Annotated in this window: 20 protein-coding genes; 10 read left to right on the top strand and 10 right to left on the bottom strand. The window is 43.3% G+C overall.

Annotated elements, in window-relative coordinates; translation table 11 throughout:
* Positions 1-4: 4 nt before the first annotated feature.
* The 8 genes from ACYIA1_RS18420 to ACYIA1_RS18385 all read right to left on the bottom strand — a co-directional run bounded on the left by ACYIA1_RS18420 (position 5) and on the right by ACYIA1_RS18385 (position 10,545).
* Positions 5-2,767 (bottom strand): TonB-dependent receptor, encoded by a 2,763-nt coding sequence (locus tag ACYIA1_RS18420; protein ID WP_217935609.1) that lies wholly within the window; start codon positions 2,765-2,767, stop codon positions 5-7.
* A gap of 84 nt (positions 2,768-2,851) precedes the next feature.
* On the bottom strand, positions 2,852-3,889 hold the full coding sequence (locus tag ACYIA1_RS18415) for a DUF4249 domain-containing protein (protein WP_009275358.1): 1,038 nt from the start codon (positions 3,887-3,889) through the stop codon (positions 2,852-2,854).
* Between the two features lie 3 nt (positions 3,890-3,892).
* Positions 3,893-6,541 carry a TonB-dependent receptor gene (locus ACYIA1_RS18410; RefSeq protein ID WP_217935608.1) on the bottom strand — a complete coding sequence of 883 codons (2,649 nt, stop codon included), beginning with the start codon at positions 6,539-6,541 and terminating at the stop codon, positions 3,893-3,895.
* A 13-nt stretch (positions 6,542-6,554) separates the two neighbouring features.
* Positions 6,555-7,397: a FecR family protein gene (locus ACYIA1_RS18405; RefSeq protein WP_480336191.1), complete on the bottom strand. Its 843-nt coding sequence runs from the start codon at positions 7,395-7,397 to the stop codon at positions 6,555-6,557.
* A gap of 150 nt (positions 7,398-7,547) precedes the next feature.
* Positions 7,548-8,357 carry a porin family protein gene (locus ACYIA1_RS18400; RefSeq protein ID WP_347145048.1) on the bottom strand — a complete coding sequence of 270 codons (810 nt, stop codon included), beginning with the start codon at positions 8,355-8,357 and terminating at the stop codon, positions 7,548-7,550.
* A gap of 88 nt (positions 8,358-8,445) precedes the next feature.
* Complete coding sequence (locus ACYIA1_RS18395) at positions 8,446-8,958, bottom strand: RNA polymerase sigma-70 factor (protein ID WP_009275354.1); 513 nt, start codon at positions 8,956-8,958, stop codon at positions 8,446-8,448.
* Positions 8,959-9,107: 149 nt separating this feature from the next.
* Positions 9,108-10,160, bottom strand: a complete 1,053-nt coding sequence (trpS, locus tag ACYIA1_RS18390) for a tryptophan--tRNA ligase (protein WP_005867488.1) — start codon at positions 10,158-10,160, stop codon at positions 9,108-9,110.
* A gap of 82 nt (positions 10,161-10,242) precedes the next feature.
* Positions 10,243-10,545 carry a PAAR domain-containing protein gene (locus tag ACYIA1_RS18385; RefSeq protein ID WP_480336188.1) on the bottom strand — a complete coding sequence of 101 codons (303 nt, stop codon included), beginning with the start codon at positions 10,543-10,545 and terminating at the stop codon, positions 10,243-10,245.
* A 99-nt stretch (positions 10,546-10,644) separates the two neighbouring features.
* Between ACYIA1_RS18385 and ACYIA1_RS18380 the strand changes: the two genes are divergently transcribed.
* Positions 10,645-11,586 (top strand): DMT family transporter, encoded by a 942-nt coding sequence (locus ACYIA1_RS18380; RefSeq protein WP_005859559.1) that lies wholly within the window; start codon positions 10,645-10,647, stop codon positions 11,584-11,586.
* A gap of 129 nt (positions 11,587-11,715) precedes the next feature.
* Positions 11,716-12,978 (top strand): DUF4933 domain-containing protein, encoded by a 1,263-nt coding sequence (locus ACYIA1_RS18375; protein ID WP_130882640.1) that lies wholly within the window; start codon positions 11,716-11,718, stop codon positions 12,976-12,978.
* Between the two features lie 7 nt (positions 12,979-12,985).
* On the opposite strand, the gene ACYIA1_RS18370 is transcribed toward ACYIA1_RS18375, so the two are convergent.
* Complete coding sequence (locus ACYIA1_RS18370) at positions 12,986-14,158, bottom strand: ATP-binding protein (RefSeq protein WP_005859561.1); 1,173 nt, start codon at positions 14,156-14,158, stop codon at positions 12,986-12,988.
* A gap of 701 nt (positions 14,159-14,859) precedes the next feature.
* On the opposite strand from ACYIA1_RS18370, the gene ACYIA1_RS18365 reads away from it, so the two are divergent.
* Positions 14,860-15,114 carry a hypothetical protein gene (locus ACYIA1_RS18365; protein WP_455671383.1) on the top strand — a complete coding sequence of 85 codons (255 nt, stop codon included), beginning with the start codon at positions 14,860-14,862 and terminating at the stop codon, positions 15,112-15,114.
* A 32-nt stretch (positions 15,115-15,146) separates the two neighbouring features.
* On the opposite strand, the gene ACYIA1_RS18360 is transcribed toward ACYIA1_RS18365, so the two are convergent.
* Positions 15,147-16,148: a winged helix-turn-helix domain-containing protein gene (locus ACYIA1_RS18360; RefSeq protein WP_480336185.1), complete on the bottom strand. Its 1,002-nt coding sequence runs from the start codon at positions 16,146-16,148 to the stop codon at positions 15,147-15,149.
* A 192-nt stretch (positions 16,149-16,340) separates the two neighbouring features.
* Here ACYIA1_RS18360 and ACYIA1_RS18355 point away from each other — a divergent pair, with 192 nt between their 5' ends.
* The 7 genes from ACYIA1_RS18355 (at position 16,341) to lepB (ending at position 22,099) form a co-directional block, all read left to right on the top strand.
* Positions 16,341-16,559, top strand: coding sequence for an NVEALA domain-containing protein (locus ACYIA1_RS18355; RefSeq protein WP_005867482.1), 219 nt, complete (start codon positions 16,341-16,343; stop codon positions 16,557-16,559).
* An 8-nt stretch (positions 16,560-16,567) separates the two neighbouring features.
* On the top strand, positions 16,568-17,617 hold the full coding sequence (locus tag ACYIA1_RS18350; protein WP_480336183.1) for a TolB-like 6-bladed beta-propeller domain-containing protein: 1,050 nt from the start codon (positions 16,568-16,570) through the stop codon (positions 17,615-17,617).
* Between the two features lie 12 nt (positions 17,618-17,629).
* Complete coding sequence (locus tag ACYIA1_RS18345; protein WP_480336181.1) at positions 17,630-18,484, top strand: DUF1573 domain-containing protein; 855 nt, start codon at positions 17,630-17,632, stop codon at positions 18,482-18,484.
* A gap of 206 nt (positions 18,485-18,690) precedes the next feature.
* The gene (locus ACYIA1_RS18340) at positions 18,691-18,924 is read left to right on the top strand and encodes an NVEALA domain-containing protein (protein ID WP_261385656.1); all 234 of its coding nucleotides are present in this window, start codon (positions 18,691-18,693) and stop codon (positions 18,922-18,924) included.
* A 99-nt stretch (positions 18,925-19,023) separates the two neighbouring features.
* Positions 19,024-20,070, top strand: coding sequence for a BF3164 family lipoprotein (locus ACYIA1_RS18335; protein WP_146375302.1), 1,047 nt, complete (start codon positions 19,024-19,026; stop codon positions 20,068-20,070).
* 20 nt (positions 20,071-20,090) lie between these two features.
* Positions 20,091-21,143, top strand: a complete 1,053-nt coding sequence (locus tag ACYIA1_RS18330; protein WP_480336178.1) for a BF3164 family lipoprotein — start codon at positions 20,091-20,093, stop codon at positions 21,141-21,143.
* 95 nt (positions 21,144-21,238) lie between these two features.
* Positions 21,239-22,099 carry a signal peptidase I gene (lepB, locus tag ACYIA1_RS18325; RefSeq protein ID WP_480336176.1) on the top strand — a complete coding sequence of 287 codons (861 nt, stop codon included), beginning with the start codon at positions 21,239-21,241 and terminating at the stop codon, positions 22,097-22,099.
* Positions 22,100-22,101: the final 2 nt, after the last annotated feature.

Genomic DNA, 22,101 nt, shown 5'->3' with positions numbered 1-22,101 from the left:
CTTCCTAGAATTTATAAGTATATGATATGGAAGGTATGATAGGCATAATACCTATCAACTTAAAACAAGGTTTTGTTTTACCGCTATAGGGAGAAGAAGAACCCGGGACTAAGTTATTCGTTCGTTCCCAGTTATCACTTTTATAGACCATAAACGGATTCATCCGGCTATATACATTATAAATACTGATATTCCAGATGCCCATTCGTCCCTTCTTCTTCGGACGGTAAATATTAAGTCCCAAATCCAGACGATGATAAGCCGGCATCTGGTAATTATTACGGCGTGTATACAAATCCACCACTTCCCCGGATGATCCCGACCAGTTATCCTGTCCGTATGGGTCAAGGGAATTAAGCGTGCCAGCCTGCGCTTGCTCATAACTCTCCAACGACAAGGTCATTCGATTGCCGGAAGTATACGTCCAAGCGGCTGTCAGTTCCACCTTATCCGACAGTTTATGCGAAACCACGATATTCAGCTTATGCCGGTTATCGTAACGTGCCGGAAAGCGTCGCCCGTTATCGATCTCATCGAAACGCCGATCCGACCATGAAAGTGTATATCCTATCCAACCGGTCGTACGTCCGCTTTCCTTGCGAGCCAAGAACTCCACGCCATACGAACGTCCCTTGCCAACCGCCATTTTTTCCTCCCAAGCCGCCGTACCGGGCAAGAAGGAATAGCCGTCTTTATAATCCAACAGGTTCTTCATCCATTTATAATACCCCTCTACCGAGAAACTATAAGAACGCATCAGATTATAATAGAAACCAGCGGAGACTTGATCGCTGATTAAAGGTTTCAACTTACGGGTAACAGGCATCCACGCATCCGTCGGCAAATTTATATAACTGTTGCCCAATAAATGGATATATTGCCCCATACGGGCGTATGAGGCTTTGAAGCTAAGATCGTCACGTAGCAACCATCTCAAGGAAGCGCGAGGCTCCAATAATGTATAAGCCTTCCGCTCCACATTGAACAGGCTAAACCGAAGCCCCGCATTCAAACGCAAGCTAGGTAAGACATTCCAATCATCCTCTCCGAAGACAGCCGCCTCACGGGCCCATAGCAGATCATTCGTATATATTTTCCCTATATTCGAAAACTCCAGCATACCGGAACCGGCTGCTTTCACCTCATTATACTCCGGGCGGAAACGGTGCATCAAGAAATCCCCTCCAAAACGAATCACATGCGACGTAGAAGGCGTGTAATCAAAAGAGGAACGGACGCCCATATCCAAGATAGAGGTAGAACTACTCGTTTCCGATGAAGAAGAGAGATAATTATCTTCTCCTTCCACACCATAATTATATTCTTTTGAACTCCGTACATTCGAGCGATACCGTGAAAAGACCCCGGAAACCCGTCCGAACAAACGGTTATTGAAGACATAAGTCCAGCCCAAGGTTCCCATCAAATTACCCCAACGCAGCGATGAATGGGTACCATCCGTATAAGGGACTTGCTCTTCTTTTGTTGAGAAATCCGTTCCCCCTCCTTTTAATACATCATTCCCGTTATATAAGCTGAAAAACATCCGGCTGCGATCGCTGAAACGATGATTAAGCTTTAAATTCAAATCGTGAAAAGCGTAACGAAGATTTATTTTATGACCGTCTTTTCGAACCTTATTTGCTATCGCTATCGCTGGGGCAGAGAGTACATCTAGCCACGAGCGTCTAAGCGCTATCTGAAAAGCCGTGCGATCCTTGATGATAGGGCCTTCCAAGCTCAGATTACCGGAGATCAGCCCGATCGTAGCGCTACCATGATACTCTTTCATATTGCCCTCTTTGGTATGGACATCTACCACAGACGAGAGTCGCCCGCCATATCTCGCAGGGAAACCCGCCTTGAAAAAGTCCAGATTACGGATCGCCTCCGGATTGAAAGCGGAGAATAGCCCGCCGACATGATTGATCTGGTAAACCGGATTACCGTCTATCAAAAACAGATTTCCATCTTGGTCGCCGCCACGAACATATAAACCGGCCAGTCCCTCTGTCCCACTGGCTACACCCGGAGTCAGTTGCAAGGTCTTCACGATATCGGACTCACCAAACAGGGTCGGTGTCGCCTTGATCGTCTTCTGGCTAAACCCCATCGTTCCCATCAAGGTGTTATTTACAGACAAACGATCCCGCTCCGAAGCCGTAACTACCACTTCCTCCAGACGAGCGTTCGGACGCAACTCAATATTTAACAAAGTATCCCTATCCAATTCCGTGAAATTAAAGGAACAGCTCTCATAGCCAATGTAAGAAGCATGCAAGCGGATATTCCCCGGCGGAAGCGTCAAACTGAAAAAACCATAGCTATTCGTAGCCGAGCCTTTCCGGCTGGCGACCTCATAAACAGAGGCTCCGATCAGAGACTCCGAGGACGCTTGGTCCCTCACGAAGCCGCTGATCGTTACCTGTCTCTGTCTACGCTTCAGAATCACGATCTTTCCACTCACCTTATACACGATCGGATACGACTCGAACAAGCGGGTCAAACAATCCGTCAATGTCTCATCTTTCACTTGGAAACTGATCTTCGGAAGCTCTTTCAACAAAGAAGACTCATACGAGAAGGTCACGCCCGCCTGTCTTTCGATCTCTGACAAGACCTCCGGCAACGAAACCTCCTTCATACGCAACGTAATCCGGGGATCATCCTTCGTCTTGGCTGATTGGGCCAAGAGGTCTGGAACAGGCATAAAAATCATCCAGCAAAAAATGGCCATAAGCCATTTATTCATCCACTCTGTCATCATTCTACTTCATTGAATTCATTTATAAGACAAGATTTCCTAAAATACCCCTATCCGAGAAGGGTCTTTTTCGGCGTAGCCCACTGCCTACTGTACACTGTATCCGTCCCAAGGATTCCAAGAAGGAGGTACCGTATCTCTCCGCATCGTGATACGCAATTTATCCTCTTGATATCCGGCGACAATCCCAAAGCCGTTCTCCACATTCGAATACGTATCGGCAGGCTCTATCAACGCCCCGAAATTCGCGTCGCCGATCGTGATAGAGTAGCCCCGCATAATCTTCATATATCGATAATAATCCTCGGAGATAGACAACAGATGCACATCGTAATGGACTTTCGACGAAAGCGTGTCGCTCTCATACGAATAATCTACCGGAGAAACAGACACACGGAGCGTATTCCCGGAAATCATGTCCTTCCCCGCAAACACCCCCATACAATACCGCCCGTCTATCTGACTCGTGATCGGGCTTCCCTCGAAAGTCTGGAATACCGGATCCTCGTAATATAGGTTAAAATAAGTATAATACCAAAGGTATCCATTCGCACTTTGGTAAGAGGTCACAGTCATGGTACTATCCCCTTTCCGGTAATCCGTCACTTTCTCTATGACTAAACGGTAATAGCCACTACTAGCGGGATTCATCTCGACTGTAAAACGTAAATTACTGGATGAATATGAAGAAGACCGATAGGTAGAAGTGTCCACACCGATAATCTTCACTCCACCGGGAATTAGAGTTTCCCCCGAGACTGGTTCATACCCGTCCGCCTCCGCCTCCATGCGTAAACGGTCTCCCTCACGCACCCGGCAACCGGGCAAAACATATTGCCCCGTATTAAAAACCTCCTCCTTAAAGTCATCATACCGCATCAAACCTTGAAACTCGCCATTGATGTAGACACGGATTTTCGGATCCGGTAAATCGAAATTGGCCACATTATCCATGATAAACCAAGTCTTCGAGACATGGGCACGTACATCCTTCCCGGGACTCACCGAGGCGTTGAGGACGATCCGGTCCGGCAAATCCCCTAAGTTTATTTCCACGTCACGTACACATGAGGCCGCTAGCACCCCATACATCAAGATACATATAGCCAGTAAACTTCTTCCCATAAGCTAAAATTTATAAGTGTAAGAGACCGATGGCATACAATAAAACAAAATCGTCTCCTGCAAAACGACGTCGGAACCACCAGCTTTCAACTCGGTCATGAAAGGGTTCGGCTTCAGATAAGCGTTATATAAGCTTAGGTTCCAAATCCCCATTCGTCCTTTCTTTTTATACCGGTAAAAATTCACCCCTAGATCCAAACGATGGTACGGAGACAGTTGATAATTATTGCGTGCGCTCAAGCCGGGATTCGTATCCATCATCCCTACCACCTCAAAATATCCATGCTCTCTCTGGTAAGAGGGAGAAAGATACTTATATTCCGGCAAACTGATATGATTGCCCGACGCAAATACCCAAGCCGCCGTTAACTCCACCTTCCGGGATAACTTACGAGAAACGACCACATTCACCTTATGCCGGTTGTCGAAGCGAAACGGGAAATGACGCCCCTTATTCACGGAACCATCCGGAAACCACCGATCCGACCAAGAGAGCGTATACCCGATCCATCCGGTTGTCTTCCCATTTGTCTTTTGCGCCATAAACTCCACACCATAGGTCTTACCCTTTCCCAAACCGACCCGGTCTTCCCAACCGGAGAAATGTGTCTCAACCGGCCAATGATCCTTATAATCAATCAAGTTATTCAACCGTTTATAATACCCCTCGATCGAGAAATCATACATCCGTTTCAGATTATAATAAAGCCCGGCAGTAATCTGGTGAGAACTCATCGGAGGGACTTGCTCCGTCACCGGGACCCAAATATCCGTAGGCTGGTTCACATAGGTATTCGATAATAAGTGGACATATTGGTTCATCTTACTGTAGGATATCTTCGCCGATAGATCCGGACGAAGTAAATAACGTGCCGACAAACGAGGCTGAAAAGAATGATAGATCTCATTCTCTACATGAAACAAGGTATACCGCAATCCGGCATTCACCCGCAAGCGATCCGTGACCCGCATCTCATCCTCGGCAAACAAAGAGAACTCATGCCCTTTTATCAAGGAATAATCATACAAAAGCTCATATACAGGATTCACTAACGAATCGTTCACCCAAGACCGTTGCTGGCTATTCTCCGGACGAAAATTATGAAATAAGTAATCCGTGCCCATCCGTATCCGGTGATTCATTGAAGGACTGTAATCCACCGACAAACGTACGCTCAGATCCTCCATCTCCGATTTATAGTAGCTCTCTCGTTTGAACGATTCTTTTCCCTCCTTACCTGCATAAATTTCATATCCCCCCACTTCCTGCCGGATATGAGAACGAAAACGGCTGTAACCCACCATCAAATTACCAAACAGTTTTTGCCCGAACACGTAGTTCCATCCAGCAGAGCCGATCAAGTTTCCCCAACGCCACAGAAACATATCCTCAGAATCCCCATTCTTCTCCTTACTCCCTTGCCTGAAAGCATCTTGCCCCATATAAAAGCTCAGATAGGCACGGCTCCGATCCGAGAAAGAGTGGTTGAGTTTCGCATTAATATCGAAGAAATGATAACCGAAAACATCTTTGATACTACTGTTCTTATTGACTACAGCCAAAGCCGTCCCTGTTATCAAATCCAACCACGTACGACGTACCGAGACATTAAACGAGGAGCGATCCTTAACAATCGGCCCCTCCAGATTGGCCCGTGCGGAAAGCAAACCCACGGAGATATTCCCGTGATACTCCTGCCGATTACCGTCATTCATACGGACATCTACAACCGACGAGAGCCTTCCGCCGTATTCCGCCGGAAAGCTCCCTTTATAAAACCGGGTATTCTTTATCGCGTCCGGGTTGAACGCCGAGAAAAACCCCAACAAATGGTTCACATGATAGACCGGATTTCCATCCAGCAGATACAAATTCTCATCGGCCCCGCCCCCACGCACATACAAGCCGGTCATTCCCTCGGTGCCTACCGCCACGCCCGGCAACTGCTGTAAGGTCTTCACCAGATCCGCCTCCCCCAGCAAAGCGGGCATCGACTTCACCCGCTCGGCAGGTACGTCGATCACCCCCGCACGGCTACTCAATATCTCGTAGCGAGGCCGGGTCCCCCGAATAACGACCTCGCCTAACGAGGCCAATGACCTCAACGGGAAGTCGATCATCGTATCCCTTTGCAAATCGATCTCTATCTCCATCGCCTTAAAGCCCACATACGAGGCCCTAAGGCGAACCTTACCGGGTGGAAGTATCAAGCTGTAAAAGCCGTAATTATTAGACATCGTCCCTCCCCTCGAACTTTTCACCAGAACCGAGGCCCCCAACAAACTCTCATACGAGGCTGAATCCCTGACGAATCCGCTGATCGTATATTGACGGGGCTTTCGCTTTAAGATGATATATTGCCCCGTAACCCGATAGATAATCGGTAATGGGGAAAATAAGCGCTTCAAGCAGTACGACAAGGATTCATCCCGGACAGACAGGGAAACCTCTGGCAGCTCTTTCAGTAGAGAAGACTCGTACGAGAAGAACAATCCGGTTTGTTTCTCAAGCTCCATCAATATATCCAACAGGGGAACCTGCCGCATATCCAACGTAACCGTCGGCGTAGGTTCGGGCATCTGCGCATATAGATGTCCCATCCAACCGGGAAGCAAAAGAATCCCTATCAGCCATACAACAATAGATCTCATAAATGATCTGATTTTATTTCTTCGAAGTGGAAACCAAACGTGCGTCCAATGTCTGGTTAACAACCTGCAAGACATCCTCCAAAGGCAGATTATTAAAAGTAGCGGTCAATCTCGCTCCCTCATTCTTTGTCCGGTTCGCGATCTTGACTTGATAATAATCACTCAAGTCCTCAATCACCTTATCCAGCGGCGTCTCCATAAAACGCAGTTGCCCCGTTCTCCAAGCCAACTTGTTCACGTCTTCTTCCGTCACTACCGTTATCTCCTTGTTCTCCATAGAATACTGAGCCGACATTCCAGCGGTAAGTATCACATTCTCCTTTTCCTCCCCGGCGGTAAAACATACCTTGCCGGTAACTACATTGACTTCCGTAACGGTAGGCTTCTCATCTATCTGGAAACTTGTTCCCAGCACCGTAACTTCCGTTTGGCTCGTTTTCACTGAGAAAGGGCGTGCCTCGTTCCTCGTCACTTGGAAAAAGGCCTTTCCATTCATCTCCACGGCACGCCTCTCTTTATCATATCTCTTCGCGTCATACCGGATCCATGAATCGCCGGCCAAAGCGACCAAGGTACTATCCGGAAGGTAAACATCTTTCATTTGTCCGGGGGCGGTAGTAATCGCAACCCAATCCGGGGCGTTTCTCTCTACCGTAAACCATGTCCCCAGACCTACGAGCACTAACACGACAGCGGCCGCCCCGATCCAATACCGGCGAAACGAGACCTTCCGGCTAATCGCATGCTCAGAAGCGAACTTCTGCCATGCCTTATCCGGGTCAAGGCTTCCTTCCCGATAGCGCTTCGCTACGAAACGGACGCGTTGTTCTAATTTATTGCCATGCTCGTTATTCATTACTATTCCTTTTATTTAATAAGTCCTTCCAGTCTCATACCACTGGAATCCGACATTTGGGGCCTGCCCCTTCTTCAATGGAACTCCCACACTCATACTGGGCGAGATCCTAGACGATACGCAAACCATCGCTTTCATCCTATTTTCTCTTTAAAATGTGTATCCCAAGGTAAAACTAGCCGTATGATAGTTCAGGCCTATGTTATAAGCATATCCCTTGTATTGCTTATCTACACCAAGATCATAGCCAACCTTGAAAGCGACCCGTTTCACCTCTATACCAGCCTCTATGGTAGCTCCCCAGTCAAAACGAGGCGCTACCGCATATCCTTGGCCGGGATTAAACGGGTTATATGATATTTCCTTATTATAGGGCAGCTTTCCTTTTAAAGAATAATCACTTTCCTCATACGTCACTTTTCCTCCCAAGCCAACCGCCAAATAGGGACCGACCGCCAAATGTAACCGAACATCCTTACTTACCTGCCAATCGAAACGAGCCAAGATCGGTAATTGGATATATTCACGATGCTCCTTCTGACTGCGATGCCTTATACCTTCTACATCAAAATCCTTAATTCCATAGGTATCATAATAGAAGCCCGTAAAGCCGTAACCATTACCATAACCGTATCCCCACAGATTCAAATAATCACTGGAAACGGGATAGAGAAATATACTCGTACCTTCCCGTCCCCCATATGGACTCTCACTAGTTCCATAAATCTCACTATAAGAAGACAGCCCCTTCCCCCGTCGCACATAATACAAACCGGATTGAAGCGAGAACCAGCCCGATCCGAATGTATAAGAGACCGCGGCCCCAGCCTTAAAGCCTACCTTAGCGGCATCTCCCTTATACTTTGTCACGTTCATACCGGCTTCCGGCGTCACTTTCCATTGCGCTTGGGCCGAGATCACGCACATCATCAACATCACAAATACCACCAACTTCCTCATACACTCTCCATGCTTTAATGAAATAAACAAGTAACCTTTATCTCTAAGACAGAGAAATATGAAAAACCCCCATTCCTTTCTATAAAATTTATCCGAAAAAGAACATATAAACACGGATAGCGGTCTCTCGCAAAGCTTTCAATGCCTTGCTCATCTGGTTCTCAACCGTTTTTACCGATAAATTCAATTCCTCCGCGATCTCTTGGTATTTCAAGCCATCCCGTTTGGATAACAAGAAAATCTTCTTCCGTTCGGGAGGTAACTGATCGATAGCGTCCCACAGGCGGGCGTCACGCTCCGATCGCAGGATGTCTTCCTCTTCCGAGGTATCTTCTACGTCGGGTAACTGCTCGGTGGCCTCAGCGTTTACGGGTTGTGAGGTAAATGAAAGAGAACGATTCCTCACCGCTTGATATAAATAAGCCTTGAGATTCCCGATCACATTACCAGCCCGGTTCTTATCCCATACATCCGCGAAGGCCTGTTGCACGATATCCTCGGCATCGTCTACCTGATCGGTATAACGAAGCGCAAACAAACACAAGGGCTTATATAAACTCTTGAAATGATGTTCAAATTCTTGGGTGGTAATAGCAGCCATACGTTTGTTATCTGTAACTATTCACCGCAAAGTAACAACCTTTTCTTTTTAACAAATCGCTTTTCAGGTTCTTTATAATGGTTTTAATAAAAAGAAAGCGTTTAAGGACTTATCCCTAAACGCTTTTTCTTATTTTTAATTAATAAGCATCAATATGGACGAAAACCGATAATCTGGCGTACCTCATTTAAAGTCTTAGAAGCGCTCTCACGAGCTTTCTCCGCACCCATACGGGCTACCTTATCCAGATATTCCGTATTGGCGGCCATATCCAAGATACGCTCACGGATCGGAGCGCAGAACTTATTGATATCCTCAGCCAACTGCTTTTTCATATCGCCGTAACGAATCTCGCAATTGTTGTATTTCTCATTAAAGAAATCATAGGTCTCTTTCTCGGAGACAATTTCCATCATCGTGAATAAATTGGCGATCGGCTCGGGCTTCACGCTATTCGGCTCGGTTGGTCCCGCATCGGAAACCGCTTTCATAACCTTCTTCTTGATTGTTTTCTCATCATCGATCAAGTAGATCGCGTTACCCTCACTCTTACCCATCTTACCGGAGCCATCCAAGCCCGGTACTTTCACGGACTTATCGCCCAAATGGAACGAAGCTGGTTCCGGGAAGAAATCTACTCCATAGGTAGAATTGAAACGGCGGGCGAAACGACGAGCCATTTCCATATTCTGCTCCTGATCCTTACCTACAGGAACCTTCAACGCCTTATGGATAATAATATCGGCGGCCATCAAGGTCGGGTAAGTCAACAAACCAGCGCTTACGCTATGTTTATTACCTTCATTAAAAATCTCTTTCTCTACATCGCCTTCACATCCTTCCCGGCTGATATGCAACTGCTGACGGGCCTTATCCTTAAAGGAAGCCGTACGCATCAACTCGCCGATACCGGCGTTCATATTCAAATATAGATACAACTCTACCACCTCCGGCACATCGCTCTGAATATAAATGGTAGCTTTTTCCGGATCGATACCACAAGCCAGATATTCCGAGAGGATCGTCTTTACGCTATTTCGTATATTGTCAGGATGCGGGTGAGTAGTCAACGAATGCCAATCAGCGATAAAGAAGAAGCAATTATACTCATCTTGCATCCGCAAGAAACTCTTTACCGCGCCAAAGTAATTGCCTAGATGCAGATTACCTGTTGGTCTGATTCCACTTACTACTGTTTCCATGTCTTGTTATTTTTAGTTTTCAAGTGGCGGCAAAGATAGTAATATTCTCACAATATACATATATTATATGCCGCAGATCCTCCTAACCACCTATTATAACGGTGGGACATCCCAATACGATTTGCCCTCCGTGAGCTGTCGTATCTCCCATTCTGGCGGCAGGTTTACCGCAGATCATCACGGTGGAAGATCCTTTAACGATCGTATCCGGCGGACCTACGCAAACGCAACTATCCCCCATTACCGCCGCCGGTAGCTTGCCGATTAGAACAGTCGCCGCTCCCGGCCCTACGATAGGACCGCCTACATGGGGTATCGGTGATGGCCAAGCCGGGGTTTGCATAGGACATGTATGCATATCTGTCAATCTTGCTGCTGGAGGCATATTTATTACTTTTTAGTTAACGATTTATTGAAATGATAATCTACAAATATATAATATTTATCATGAATATACTACTTTTGCGCGCTAATATTTTTAATCATGAATGCAAAAGCAAAAGGATATGTTCTAGGGGCTATCGCCGCAGCGACTTATGGAATGAACCCCTTGTTCGCCCTACCCTTGTATAAAGCCGGTATGAATCCGGATTCAGTCCTATTTTTCAGATATTTATTCGCGATCCCGGTATTGGGTATCATGATCAAAGCGAGAGGGCGGAACTTTAAGTTGAAACCCAACGAGATCGTTCCTTTAATCCTCATGGGGCTGTTGGTTTCCTTCTCTTCCCTAGCGTTATTCCAAAGCTATAATTATATGGAAGCAGGCATCGCCTCGACTTTGCTGTTTGTCTATCCGATCTTAGTGGCGCTGATCATGGCGTTTGTCTTCAAGGAGAAATTAACGTTGCAAACCATCTTTTGTATCTTGCTGGCATTAGGCGGTATCGGCTTACTTTATAAAAGTGGCGACGGAACGACTCTTAGTTTAACCGGTGTCCTGTTGGTCATGGCTTCCGCTCTTTCCTATGCTATTTATATCGTAGGTGCGAATCGTCCGCTATTGAAGAATATCGCTACGTTGAAACTTACGTTCTATGTCTTGCTTTTCGGAATGACCTTGTTTTTAGTCCGTATAGATTTCGGCAGGAGCCTTCACATTGTCCATGATTGGTATTTATGGGGTAACCTGATCGCTCTAGCCATATTCCCAACCGCTATCTCTTTCCTTTGCACGACACTGGCGGTCCAATATATCGGCTCCACCCCGACGGCGATCCTCGGAGCCTTGGAACCGTTGACCGCCGTATTCTTCGGAGTGACTGTCTTCGGTGAATCATTAACGTTACGATTGTGTTGCGGAATCATCCTGATCATCCTAGCCGTTACCCTCATTATCGCAGGAAGTAACGTAACAAGCCACCTAGTTCGTTTTCGAAAGCTTTTCCCAAGGCTTCCGCTTAAGAAAAAGAACGCTAAATCATAAAATCATATACAGGCATCATTTCTAGATACTATTCTACGGGGCTATCGCAAATCTATGATAAATTCGTAAAATCATTTTTTACAATCAATTATTTTACATATGTTTGCGATAAACAATACGTATCCAATCATGATCACCAAGTTCTCAACATGCTTATTGTTCCTTGCATTGCTCTTAAATAGTTGCCAACAAAGGAATCAACCCACCTCTCCCCAATATGAACCGGAATATAATCGTTCGACGACTCCGGCCCTCATTGATATAGAAAAGGCGCTGGACCATCCGGCGATGTTGAAACTGAGTCAAATAGCCTCTAAGCTGGAATATTATAATGTTGGAGACGCTCGTTACACGGTAACACAAGCGATCGCTATTCCGGATAGCGACGCTTTCATCACATTCAATAACCCACGCATTTATTATCGTAAGCAAGGCATTCCCAGCAAACGATATGGATTTAAGGCCTTGGATTATAAATGGAACCATGGGATGAACGGCCTTAATCTATTTTACGACAAGAAAACAACCCGTATGTACTGCGCCTTGAGCGGCCTCGACCAAGACAATAAAAAAGATTCGACCACATTCAACGATATAAGGCCATGTATCGGGGAATTACCCACATTAGATACGATGCTGACCATTCAGAATTATATATTCCCCGAAAACCTGCCTACCAAATATTCGATAAATGCGGATGCCAGTCAAATAGTAGGCTTCTCCTCCTCGGGATATATGCTTTGTGATTATGCGGAAGGCTCTAAAATCCCGAAAGGAATAACGACATTCAACCTTCGAGGAGATACGCTTTGCAAATTCATCCTTGCGGATGCCAAAGATATTAACGTCTCTCCGGATACGATCACCCGGTTTCAAACCTTTTATTGGAATACGGATCAAGACCGGATGAATTTCTTGATTCCTTATCGCGATACGGTATACCAGCTTTCAAGTTCCCACTCGATCACCCCTTTATATGCGCTTCATAAAGACAATCAAGATAAACCGACCGGGCTTCGTTCTTTCTTGGAGAATCCGAACGGGCTATTTATGGGAGTCTTTCAAAAAGGTTCTCCCGCCATCTATAATTGGCTGGGATGGCTGGACGATTACAAACCGGTTATCACCCATCGAGTAGTCTATCTCAAGAAAGAGAAGAAAACATACGCCTTACCCAAAAGCTCCGGAGGATTTATCAATGATATAGATGATGGACTTCCGTTCTGGCCAGACGGACAAACCGATGACTGTGTTTATATGATTCGTACCGTCACCGAAATGCGTGAGACCGTTAAACGCACAGGCTCCTCCCGCCAAAAAGACCTGATCAAATTCTTAGACGATCCTAAAGTGTTCGAGAGGGATTATGTAATGATCGTGGCAAGACCTTGATGGATATTCAATAGATAAAGCCAAACATCCATAAAGGAATCATATTGCGGAAAGCATACTCTATGTCATCTTTCACCACATACCCATCCGCCGCTTGCTTGATCTGTTGCCGCGTCTTATTCTTTCCCCCAATCTCAAAGGTTCGGCCATCTATCTCAAAGTCTGAAATCGCAGAAGAAGTAACGAAGCATACGACTCGCATCCAAGATAGAAAAACCGTCTCACGCACGGAACCGATATCCGGTACCTGCTCCGACAACGCATAAGCCAGATTCGTATTATTCAGATAGATCTTCTCTACTTTCTCCAATAATTTCAAGCCCTGCGCTTTTTCTCGCAGTAAATTAACCAGACCTGCCTTCTCCAAATAACTCATGTAGTCGGGCAACACATTCCGGCTGATATCCAAATCTCTCGCCAACTTCGTATAATTTGGTTTGAAAGGGACACTTTGAGCTAATACATATAATAATTTCTTCAACTTTACGGCAGAAGCCACCGTCATATCCGCAAAAATCGGAATATCAGATTCCACCATTTGGTTAATCACGCTACGCAGACGCAAGAGATATTCCGTATCTTGAAAAAATGGATAATAACCTGTCGATAAATAATCATTAAATAATTTGAGTGGACGAGCTTCCTTATAAGGGAACTCAACCTTCCCAGCAAGAATCTCTTCCAACGAATACGATGGAAGCTGCCACCCCTGCGATATATTCAAATATTCCCGAAAAGAAAGTCCGGGTAATCTATACTCTACCTTCCTGCGACTTAAATCCGCACCACCTTTCTCCAGATCAAGAATAGACGAACCTGTATAGATAACTTGAAGACCAGGAATTTGATCGTATATATTCTTCACCTCCCTAGACCAATCCTTGTATTTATGAATCTCGTCAATATAAAGTTTTTTCCCACCCAGATTATAAAATTGATAAGCCATGTCGAATAACCGATACTTGGTAAAATAGAAATCATCTGCCGTAACATACAAAGACTCATCCTCACGATCATACAATTTGATATGCTGCAACAATAGGGTAGTCTTCCCAACACCACGAGCACCTAAAATCGCAACCAATCGGCTATCCCATGCGATCTGATCGTGAAGAAAACGCACGACTTCTGTCGAAGTATGCTCTAATTGAGTTCTAAAGGAACGAAATAAGGTCTCCATATCGATTCATGTTTATGTGACAAATATACAAAATTGCACGATACGATGTGCAATTTTCATACAAAATTGCACATCGCATCGTGCAAATACCTTTATATAAATTGCCCTAAGGCTATCTACTTAAAAACGCCCTCGTCCCACTCACTATTCATTTACCACCCTATCCTTTCCTATAAATAATCAAAAACATCTACAACATCTACAACTTCGCATATAGACATCTGGTTATATGATATTTAACCCATGATTGCAGATAAAAAAACATCTACAATAATCCGATCCTATCTACAATCACTTACGCTTTTTCACCACAAAACAGAACGATCTTCTTACACTCGCCGTATTTCATCACTTCAGCACTCTTCTTGATACCTATAAAACATTAACGTATAATAGTTTACAGTTTTTCTAAGCAAAAACAAAAGTTTTCCGCTTATGAAACTTTTGTTTCCCTAGGAAGAAACTAAAGTTTCCTATAGGAGAAACCATTGTTTTCCCTACGAGAAACAACAATAACCCTGTATATTAACGTTTTTAGTACGCAATATACTGGTTATAAGTATGTGCCTCGATTTGCCAACGCAGTTTGTCGGTAACTACAGCCCTTCCGGATAGTGCTGGTAATTTAAAACAATCATATAGACTTTATATATTGCATATATTATATATACTTTATATATTTGCATCAAAAACATAGACTTATGAATAACGCACTATCATTACCAAGAAAGAAGAAACTGATAGAGCTTCCAGAGGACACATTAAAGAGACTATCGTTCATGGCGGTATCTGAAGGCAAGAGTTTAAAGGCATTCATTGAGAACTTATTGATCACTGAAGCGAAAACCATGAATGATGAGGATTTATATCGCCATCTAGTTGAAACTCGCCCGGAAGGTAAGGTTTATTTGTCGGACAAAGAGAAAGAGGATTTTGAGAAATCATTAGGGATATGAACATTAGACACTCTTTCCTTTCCTAAGTTAGGTTAACCCACGACACTTAACATATAGCCTTTTCCACGAGAGCTTTCCACCTTAAGATTGGGAATAGAAGACAAATCCTCTTTAAGCCTTTTAGCCGTAGCGGTAAGAGCGTCTTTGGACACACTTCCATCCGGCCAGATTTCTTCTTTCAGCTGATCGGACTCTATGAAATATCCTTTATGTTCTAATAAAATACAAAACAGTTTCAGCCGTTGATTTGCCAATTCGATACGATGCCTATGATAATGCAATACGCCATGTGTTTCATCGAACAAGATATCTTCTGTTATTTGTATCATCTCTTTAGGTACTTCTTGTAGCGGTAAGATATTTATCCTTGGTCTTTTCCATGTCAAGACAATAGCGATAACCCAGAGAATAACCATTGCCAGAATCCAAAATATATTTCGCAAAAACACTTCACCTACTATATAAAGGAAAGGAAATTGAACAAACGCTTGCAAAACGATCGTCCGATTCGCTCCAAAAACAATTTCTTTTAATGGTATAAAAGATTGATAAAAAGAAGTATCCGAAGAGCTACATTCCGTCTTATCCATAAAAGTATAACAAGTTACGGTCTGAGCCGAAATCGCATGTTCAAACAAAGATGCACGAAAAGCACTATCCAGTAAGGTTACTTGAATCGGATTCTCCATGGACAAATAATGTTGGAGGCTAAAATCAGACTTCTCCTGTGAAGACATCCTCCGTGCCACCTCCTTATTATTCTTCATATGTATAATCGTATCGGCAGTCTTGATTGTAATGCTATCTCGTTCCAATCGATTAGCGCCTGAATAGGAAAAACAAAAAGCATCCCCTAAACCTTTTATCCGCCTATTTGTATCATCTTGAACTGCCTGCTGAAATAAAGTTTGAGACTCTTCTTGTAATTCATACTTTACATTTTGGTATGATTTATAAAAAGACAACAAGCAAAGCATCGTCATCAGAACAAATACACTCCACTTCCAATAAAATTTCCAATTTTGCTTCTCCATAATGATTCCTCGTTGAAACTACAAAGATACGTTTTCCATCCCTTTCTACGAATAAATTCATTCAACTCGCAAGATGAAAGATGACTATAGGTAGACTAAAGGCTTATTTTTCAACTGTCAGCTAAAAGTCACCTAAAAAGATTGGCTATTCAAAGACCAAGCCGTACGTTTGTAACAAAAATTAGAAACGACATGAAACAAATTACTTTTAAAAAAGCTTTCGCTATCATTTTCATTTGTGCCTTGTGTGCTTCGTATTTTCTTTTGAAAGAAGGAAAACAAAATTTCACAGATCTTACTTTCTCTAATATTGAAGCGCTAGCTTCCGGTGAAAGTGGATCCGGAGATTGCTATGGGGCTGGCTCTCTATCATGTAATGGAGGATATTACAAATATATATACAATCGTTAAAATAACACATGAACTACTACGTGTACATAGTCCTATTAATAGGTAATCTGGTATCCTGTTCGGAATCCTCACGGCACTTCCCCCGCTACGAGGATTTTCCCGATGAAAAGGCATTAAACGCACAGGTTATCCACCTAGATACCGCCTTGTTCCGCTATCCTTTCCGGGTAGCGGTCAAGGATGGTATCGCTATTATCATGGACTTGCACAACGTAGATTATTTCTTCCATGCCTTCTCTTACCCCGAATGGGAATATATGACATCGTTTGGCAAACGAGGCGAGGGACCCGAGGAAATGGTATCGGCAGATTGCTTCCGGTTTATCTCCAAGGATTCTATCTGGACGCTCGATGCGAACAAAATGCGAACAACCCGGTGGAAGATTGAACAAAATATGAACAACATCATCCCCGTAGAAACGATCGATATAGACAAGCGGCTGGTTAGGGCATTGGACTTTTACCCGATGGAATCGGGCTTTTTGGTATCTGACTACCTCGGTGAATATAGACAAAAGTGGACAGACCGAGAAGGGAAATGGATTCACTCCGCTAATCAGATCCCGACTGAAAATAATTATGAAGACATCGCACGCCCTGCATTGGCGCAAGCGTGGCGAAGCTTCTTCGACTATAATCCCCAAAAAGGCATCTTGGTCATGGCAACCCAACTAGGAGAGGCATTAGAAATATACAACTTCACAGATACTACACAAACCGTACGGTATGGGCCTAATGGAGAACCTCAATTCGCAATCTCACGATCGGAGGGAATTCCAACGGGTATCATGGGATTCAGTGATGTTCATATCACAGACAATTTCATTTATACCGTATTTCATGGCCGTAGTTTCAAAGATATCGAACAAGCATACCTACGAGGGGAAGAGATTGAGGATGGAGGACGATATATCTATGTATTCGACCTCAAAGGAAACCCCGTCCGGAAATATGTGCTCGACCATGCCATTTACGGTATCAACGTAGATGAGGATACGGGGATGATCCTCGCCACGGATGTAAACAGCAACGATCCGATTCTTTCATTTAAAATATAACGACAAAATATCATGAAATACTTAAATCTAATCATACTATTATTATTCCTTCTAGCTTGCCAAGACAAGAAAAAAGACGAGATCAAACATTTAGTATCCGAATGGCAAGGAAAAGAGATACGATTTCCGCAAGACATGGTCTTTACACGGTTTGCAACCGATACGGTAGACTTCACCCTGCCAAAATCCCTCCACAAGGTGCTGGTTTTCGTGGATTCCATAGGATGTACCAGTTGCAAACTCCAACTGTACCGATGGAAAGAATTGATTCAATACACCGACTCCATTACCCAAGGAACGGTTCCATTCCTGTTTTTCTTCCAGTCCGATGATAAGAAAGAAATACGGTATATATTGAAAAAAGACAATTTCGACAAACCTATCTGTCTGGATCAATCCGACAAGCTGAACGAACTAAATCATTTCCCGGCCGATGGGAGATTTCAAACCTTCCTATTGGATAAGGACAATAAGGTCGTAGTGATAGGAAATCCTATCCACAACCCGAATATCCGGGAGCTATACCTAAAAGAGGTCACCGGAAAACAACCCGCTTCACAAATACAGACCACCGTGAAAGTGGAAGAGGCATCCATACAGCTAGGAACTATCCAAATGGGAGAAAGCAAAGAAGTTGTTTTCCGATTAACAAACACAGGAAACAACCCGTTAGTCATACTAGACGCAGCTACAACCTGCGGCTGTGCCCGCCCATCTTTCGACAAACATCCCGCCAAGTCGGGTGAGCCCCTTCAAGTAAGAGTCATCATGACACCGAAAGACAAAGGAGTCTTTGACGAGACGATTACCGTGAAATGCAATACGAATCAACTGATAAAATTAAACATTCGGGGGATGGCTCAATAAATAAAAAAGAAGGGAGAGCTTGCCGGATATATTGGAACGATCACAAGCAAGCCTCCCACCCCACTTTTACTCATGAAGCAGAAAGGAGGTGACACAAAAGTAGTAAATTAAATTGAAAGAGGAATTCGAGAATATCCTTATCTTGCAGAAGAATAGTAAGCAAGAGATTAAATTCTCAAAAACATAAACTATAAAAAAGAAATATCATGAGAAAAAAGATTTTAGGAATAGCCGTAATGGCAGTCGTAGCAGTAGCTGCGGCATGGAACATCAACCAGAGTGAAAACGAGATTAAACTCTCTGATTTAGCGCTTGACAATGTGGAGGCATTGGCTAGTGGGGAAGGTGGAAGCGGCTGGTGGTGCTGTGGATACTGGGGAAATTGCAAATCAGATGGTGGTTCTTATATCCATGGTCTTTTTAGGGTAACTCCTTGCTAATACCCATAAAGAAGGGGGGGGATGTCAAATTCACTATGACAAAACAAAATTTTGACATACCCCTCATCCTCTTTTTAACATCTATAACAATCAAAAAAAATGAAAAGTACAATAATCATTACACTTATTTTATCATCTCTATTTTCCTGTTCAAAAACAGAAAATAAAGGCAATGAATTTCCAGAAGAGATTCATCTCACAAATCCTAAAACTGCTATTAACAAAGACTATCTTGGTCGTATAGAAGGCATACAAAGCAATGATTCTCTTTTGATCACATGGGATTATCACAGTGGGACATCATTCACTCTATTTAACAATAAAACCGGAAAATGTTATGGAAGATTCGGGAATATCGGTCAAGGACCAACAGAAATTCCTTTACCCTGTGGAGGATATATCATTGATGGACAATATAAAATCTTCAGTTGCTCAACTGGATTTATAGCCCAATATCCACTTGACTCTTTACAGATAGATATAAATAAAGATCCTCTCGTTTTATACAGAAAAGGATTTAATGACGATTTCTTCCTTTCTGCTATCGTCCCCGTAAATGATTCTTTATACCTAGGAGCCGGAGTATACAATTCTAGGGAGCAGTATGTATTGTTTAATAACAAGAGCCAAATTATAGATAGTAATGTATTAATATATAATGCGCACAACGAATTATTCGACAAGTCACAAAAAATACTATCCAATCAAGGTAGATTGACAAAGGCACCTAATGCTAACAAATATGCATATTTCGTCAGTAATTCCTCAAACATTGACATCTTTGAGGTTCAAGAAAATAAAATTAGACCTATAAAACTATTAAGAGAAAGAGACCCTCAATACACTCCCGCACAAGAAAACAATATGAGAATGGTCTTCCCCGACAGAAATAGCTCCATTGGATACATTGACATCACATCTTGCGATCAATATGTCTATGCACTACATTCTGAAAAAACGATCGAAAACGCATATAGTTCCAATATCATCTATGTATTTGATTGGAATGGAAATCCCGTAAAAAAATACAGTCTTCCTAAAGATGCATATTACATCACAGTAGACAATAGCGGAAAACACTTATACACAGCAATAAAAGATGATGATTTCGGCTGGAATATCGCTTCTTATAATATAAATCAATAAAATAATAACTAACTCAACTCATGAGAATATATACTCTTCTACTCCTTTCACTCATCCTATTAGGATTCATCGCTTGTACCGATAATCAAAAACAAGATGACAAAAGCATAACCTTCCAGCGAAGTGATTTCAAAGTCCGAAAATCACTATCCGGAAAAACTATTGAATTTGACAGTCTTATTTTACGACCTTCACAAATCCAATTATTCGACTCCTTCCTAGTTACTTGCAATCAAGGGGCGGAAAAACAATTCCACATCTTCAACCTCAATACGGCACATAAGGAAGGAGAATGTATCCCTGTAGGACAAGGGCCTAAAGAGATGATGACACCATGTTTCGTCAATCGGAACGATTCCGTAGTCATTTTTGATATGATGACCTCTACGATTTTCACTTACTCTATCCCGGAATTTACCAGTGGAAAAGAACCGGAATACGCCAGCCGTATCTCCCTAGATACAAAACCGCTATGGAGCAATATTCGAAGCTTGGGCAACGGGTTCTTAGGCGTATCCTATCAAGAGACGAGTCCTGGATTCCTTTTTGATCAAACAGGTAAGAAAACGATGGATTTCGGTACTTATCCTAAAACTGAGCAGGAGTATACTCCTGCCGAATTAATCAATGCGTTTCGGGCAGACCTAACCACCAACCGAAAAGAGAAGGTTGCAATCACTCACTACTTCACTGATTTAATTTGCATCTATAACGTGAACGGGACCTTGGAAAAACAATTACGGGGACCGGATCATTTCGCATCTGTTTTCAAAGAATTTAGGGATGGAGACATTATCGGAAGTAAAGCGAGCCCGCAAACTTATAGAGACGCTTTTTATAGTCCTGTAAACGTGGGGAATAGTTTATTTGTTCTTTATAATGGAAAAATGGTGACAGAGCCTAATTACAATATATTATGCAAAGAATTATTTGTAATCGGATGGGACGGTAGCCTTGAATGCCATTACACATTAGACCAAGGAGTCTCCTCCATCGCTGTAGACAATCAAAAACGGAAGATCTATGGTATCAGTGATGATCCGGAATATCATATCGTAGTGTTCGACTATTGATGACTGATATCCAAAGAATTTGGATTTAGGAAATGAGGCATAAACATAAAAGAATGGGAATAGAAAAACGTATATACAAAACAAATATAAATCAGATGTTACGATATCTGACACTTATATTTTATGGGGTATTTGGTATTGGTTGCATATACGCATTCTTCCTCATCTTCAGTTTCAGCACGTTCAAAATCCCTTCCGATTCCATGGAGCCTCAACTCCAAACCGGAGATCAAGTATTAGTAAACAAATGGATAGCCGGACCTAGGCTATTCAATATTTTCGCATCGATGAAAGGGAAGCGGGTAGATATATACAGAGTACCCGGAGTCGGACAAATCAAACGGAATGATATTCTCGTATTCAACTACCCGCATCCCTATTCATGGGAGCGGATCGAAATGCACATCATGCAATATTATATCAAACGCTGCCTCGGGTTACCGGGAGACTCCATCCGGATCGAACAGGGATTCTACCGAAACAACCATACAAAAGAGCCTTTGGGGAATGTAGAAAGTCAAGCGAACCTATCCAGACAAAAAGCGGATCGGATGCCGGACGGTGTCTACCGTTGTTTCCCTTTTGATTCTACATTCAATTGGAATGTTCATGATTTCGGTCCTTTGTATATCCCCCGAAAAGGGGATAGAATTACCGTGAATCAAACAAATTATAAGCTATACAAACAAATGATCGAGTGGGAATCAAAAGATTCCCTATCGTGGAAAGATAGTAAAGTTTATATAGGAGACAAACAGGTAAGACAATACCGGTTCCAAAGCAACTATTACTTCGTGGCCGGAGATAAGACAGAAAACTCTAGAGATTCCCGTTATCTCGGACTTATACCGGAGGAATTTATCGTAGGGGTAGCTTGGAAAGTGTGGAAATCCGTTGACCCTTACACGGGGGAATACAGAAAGGGACGTTTTTGGAAAAATATTCGAAACAATTGAAG

Source organism: Parabacteroides sp. KHUB-02, from assembly GCF_056640955.1.
Note: the sequence above shows the minus strand (reverse complement) of the source record. Positions and strands in the feature narration are given on the sequence as shown.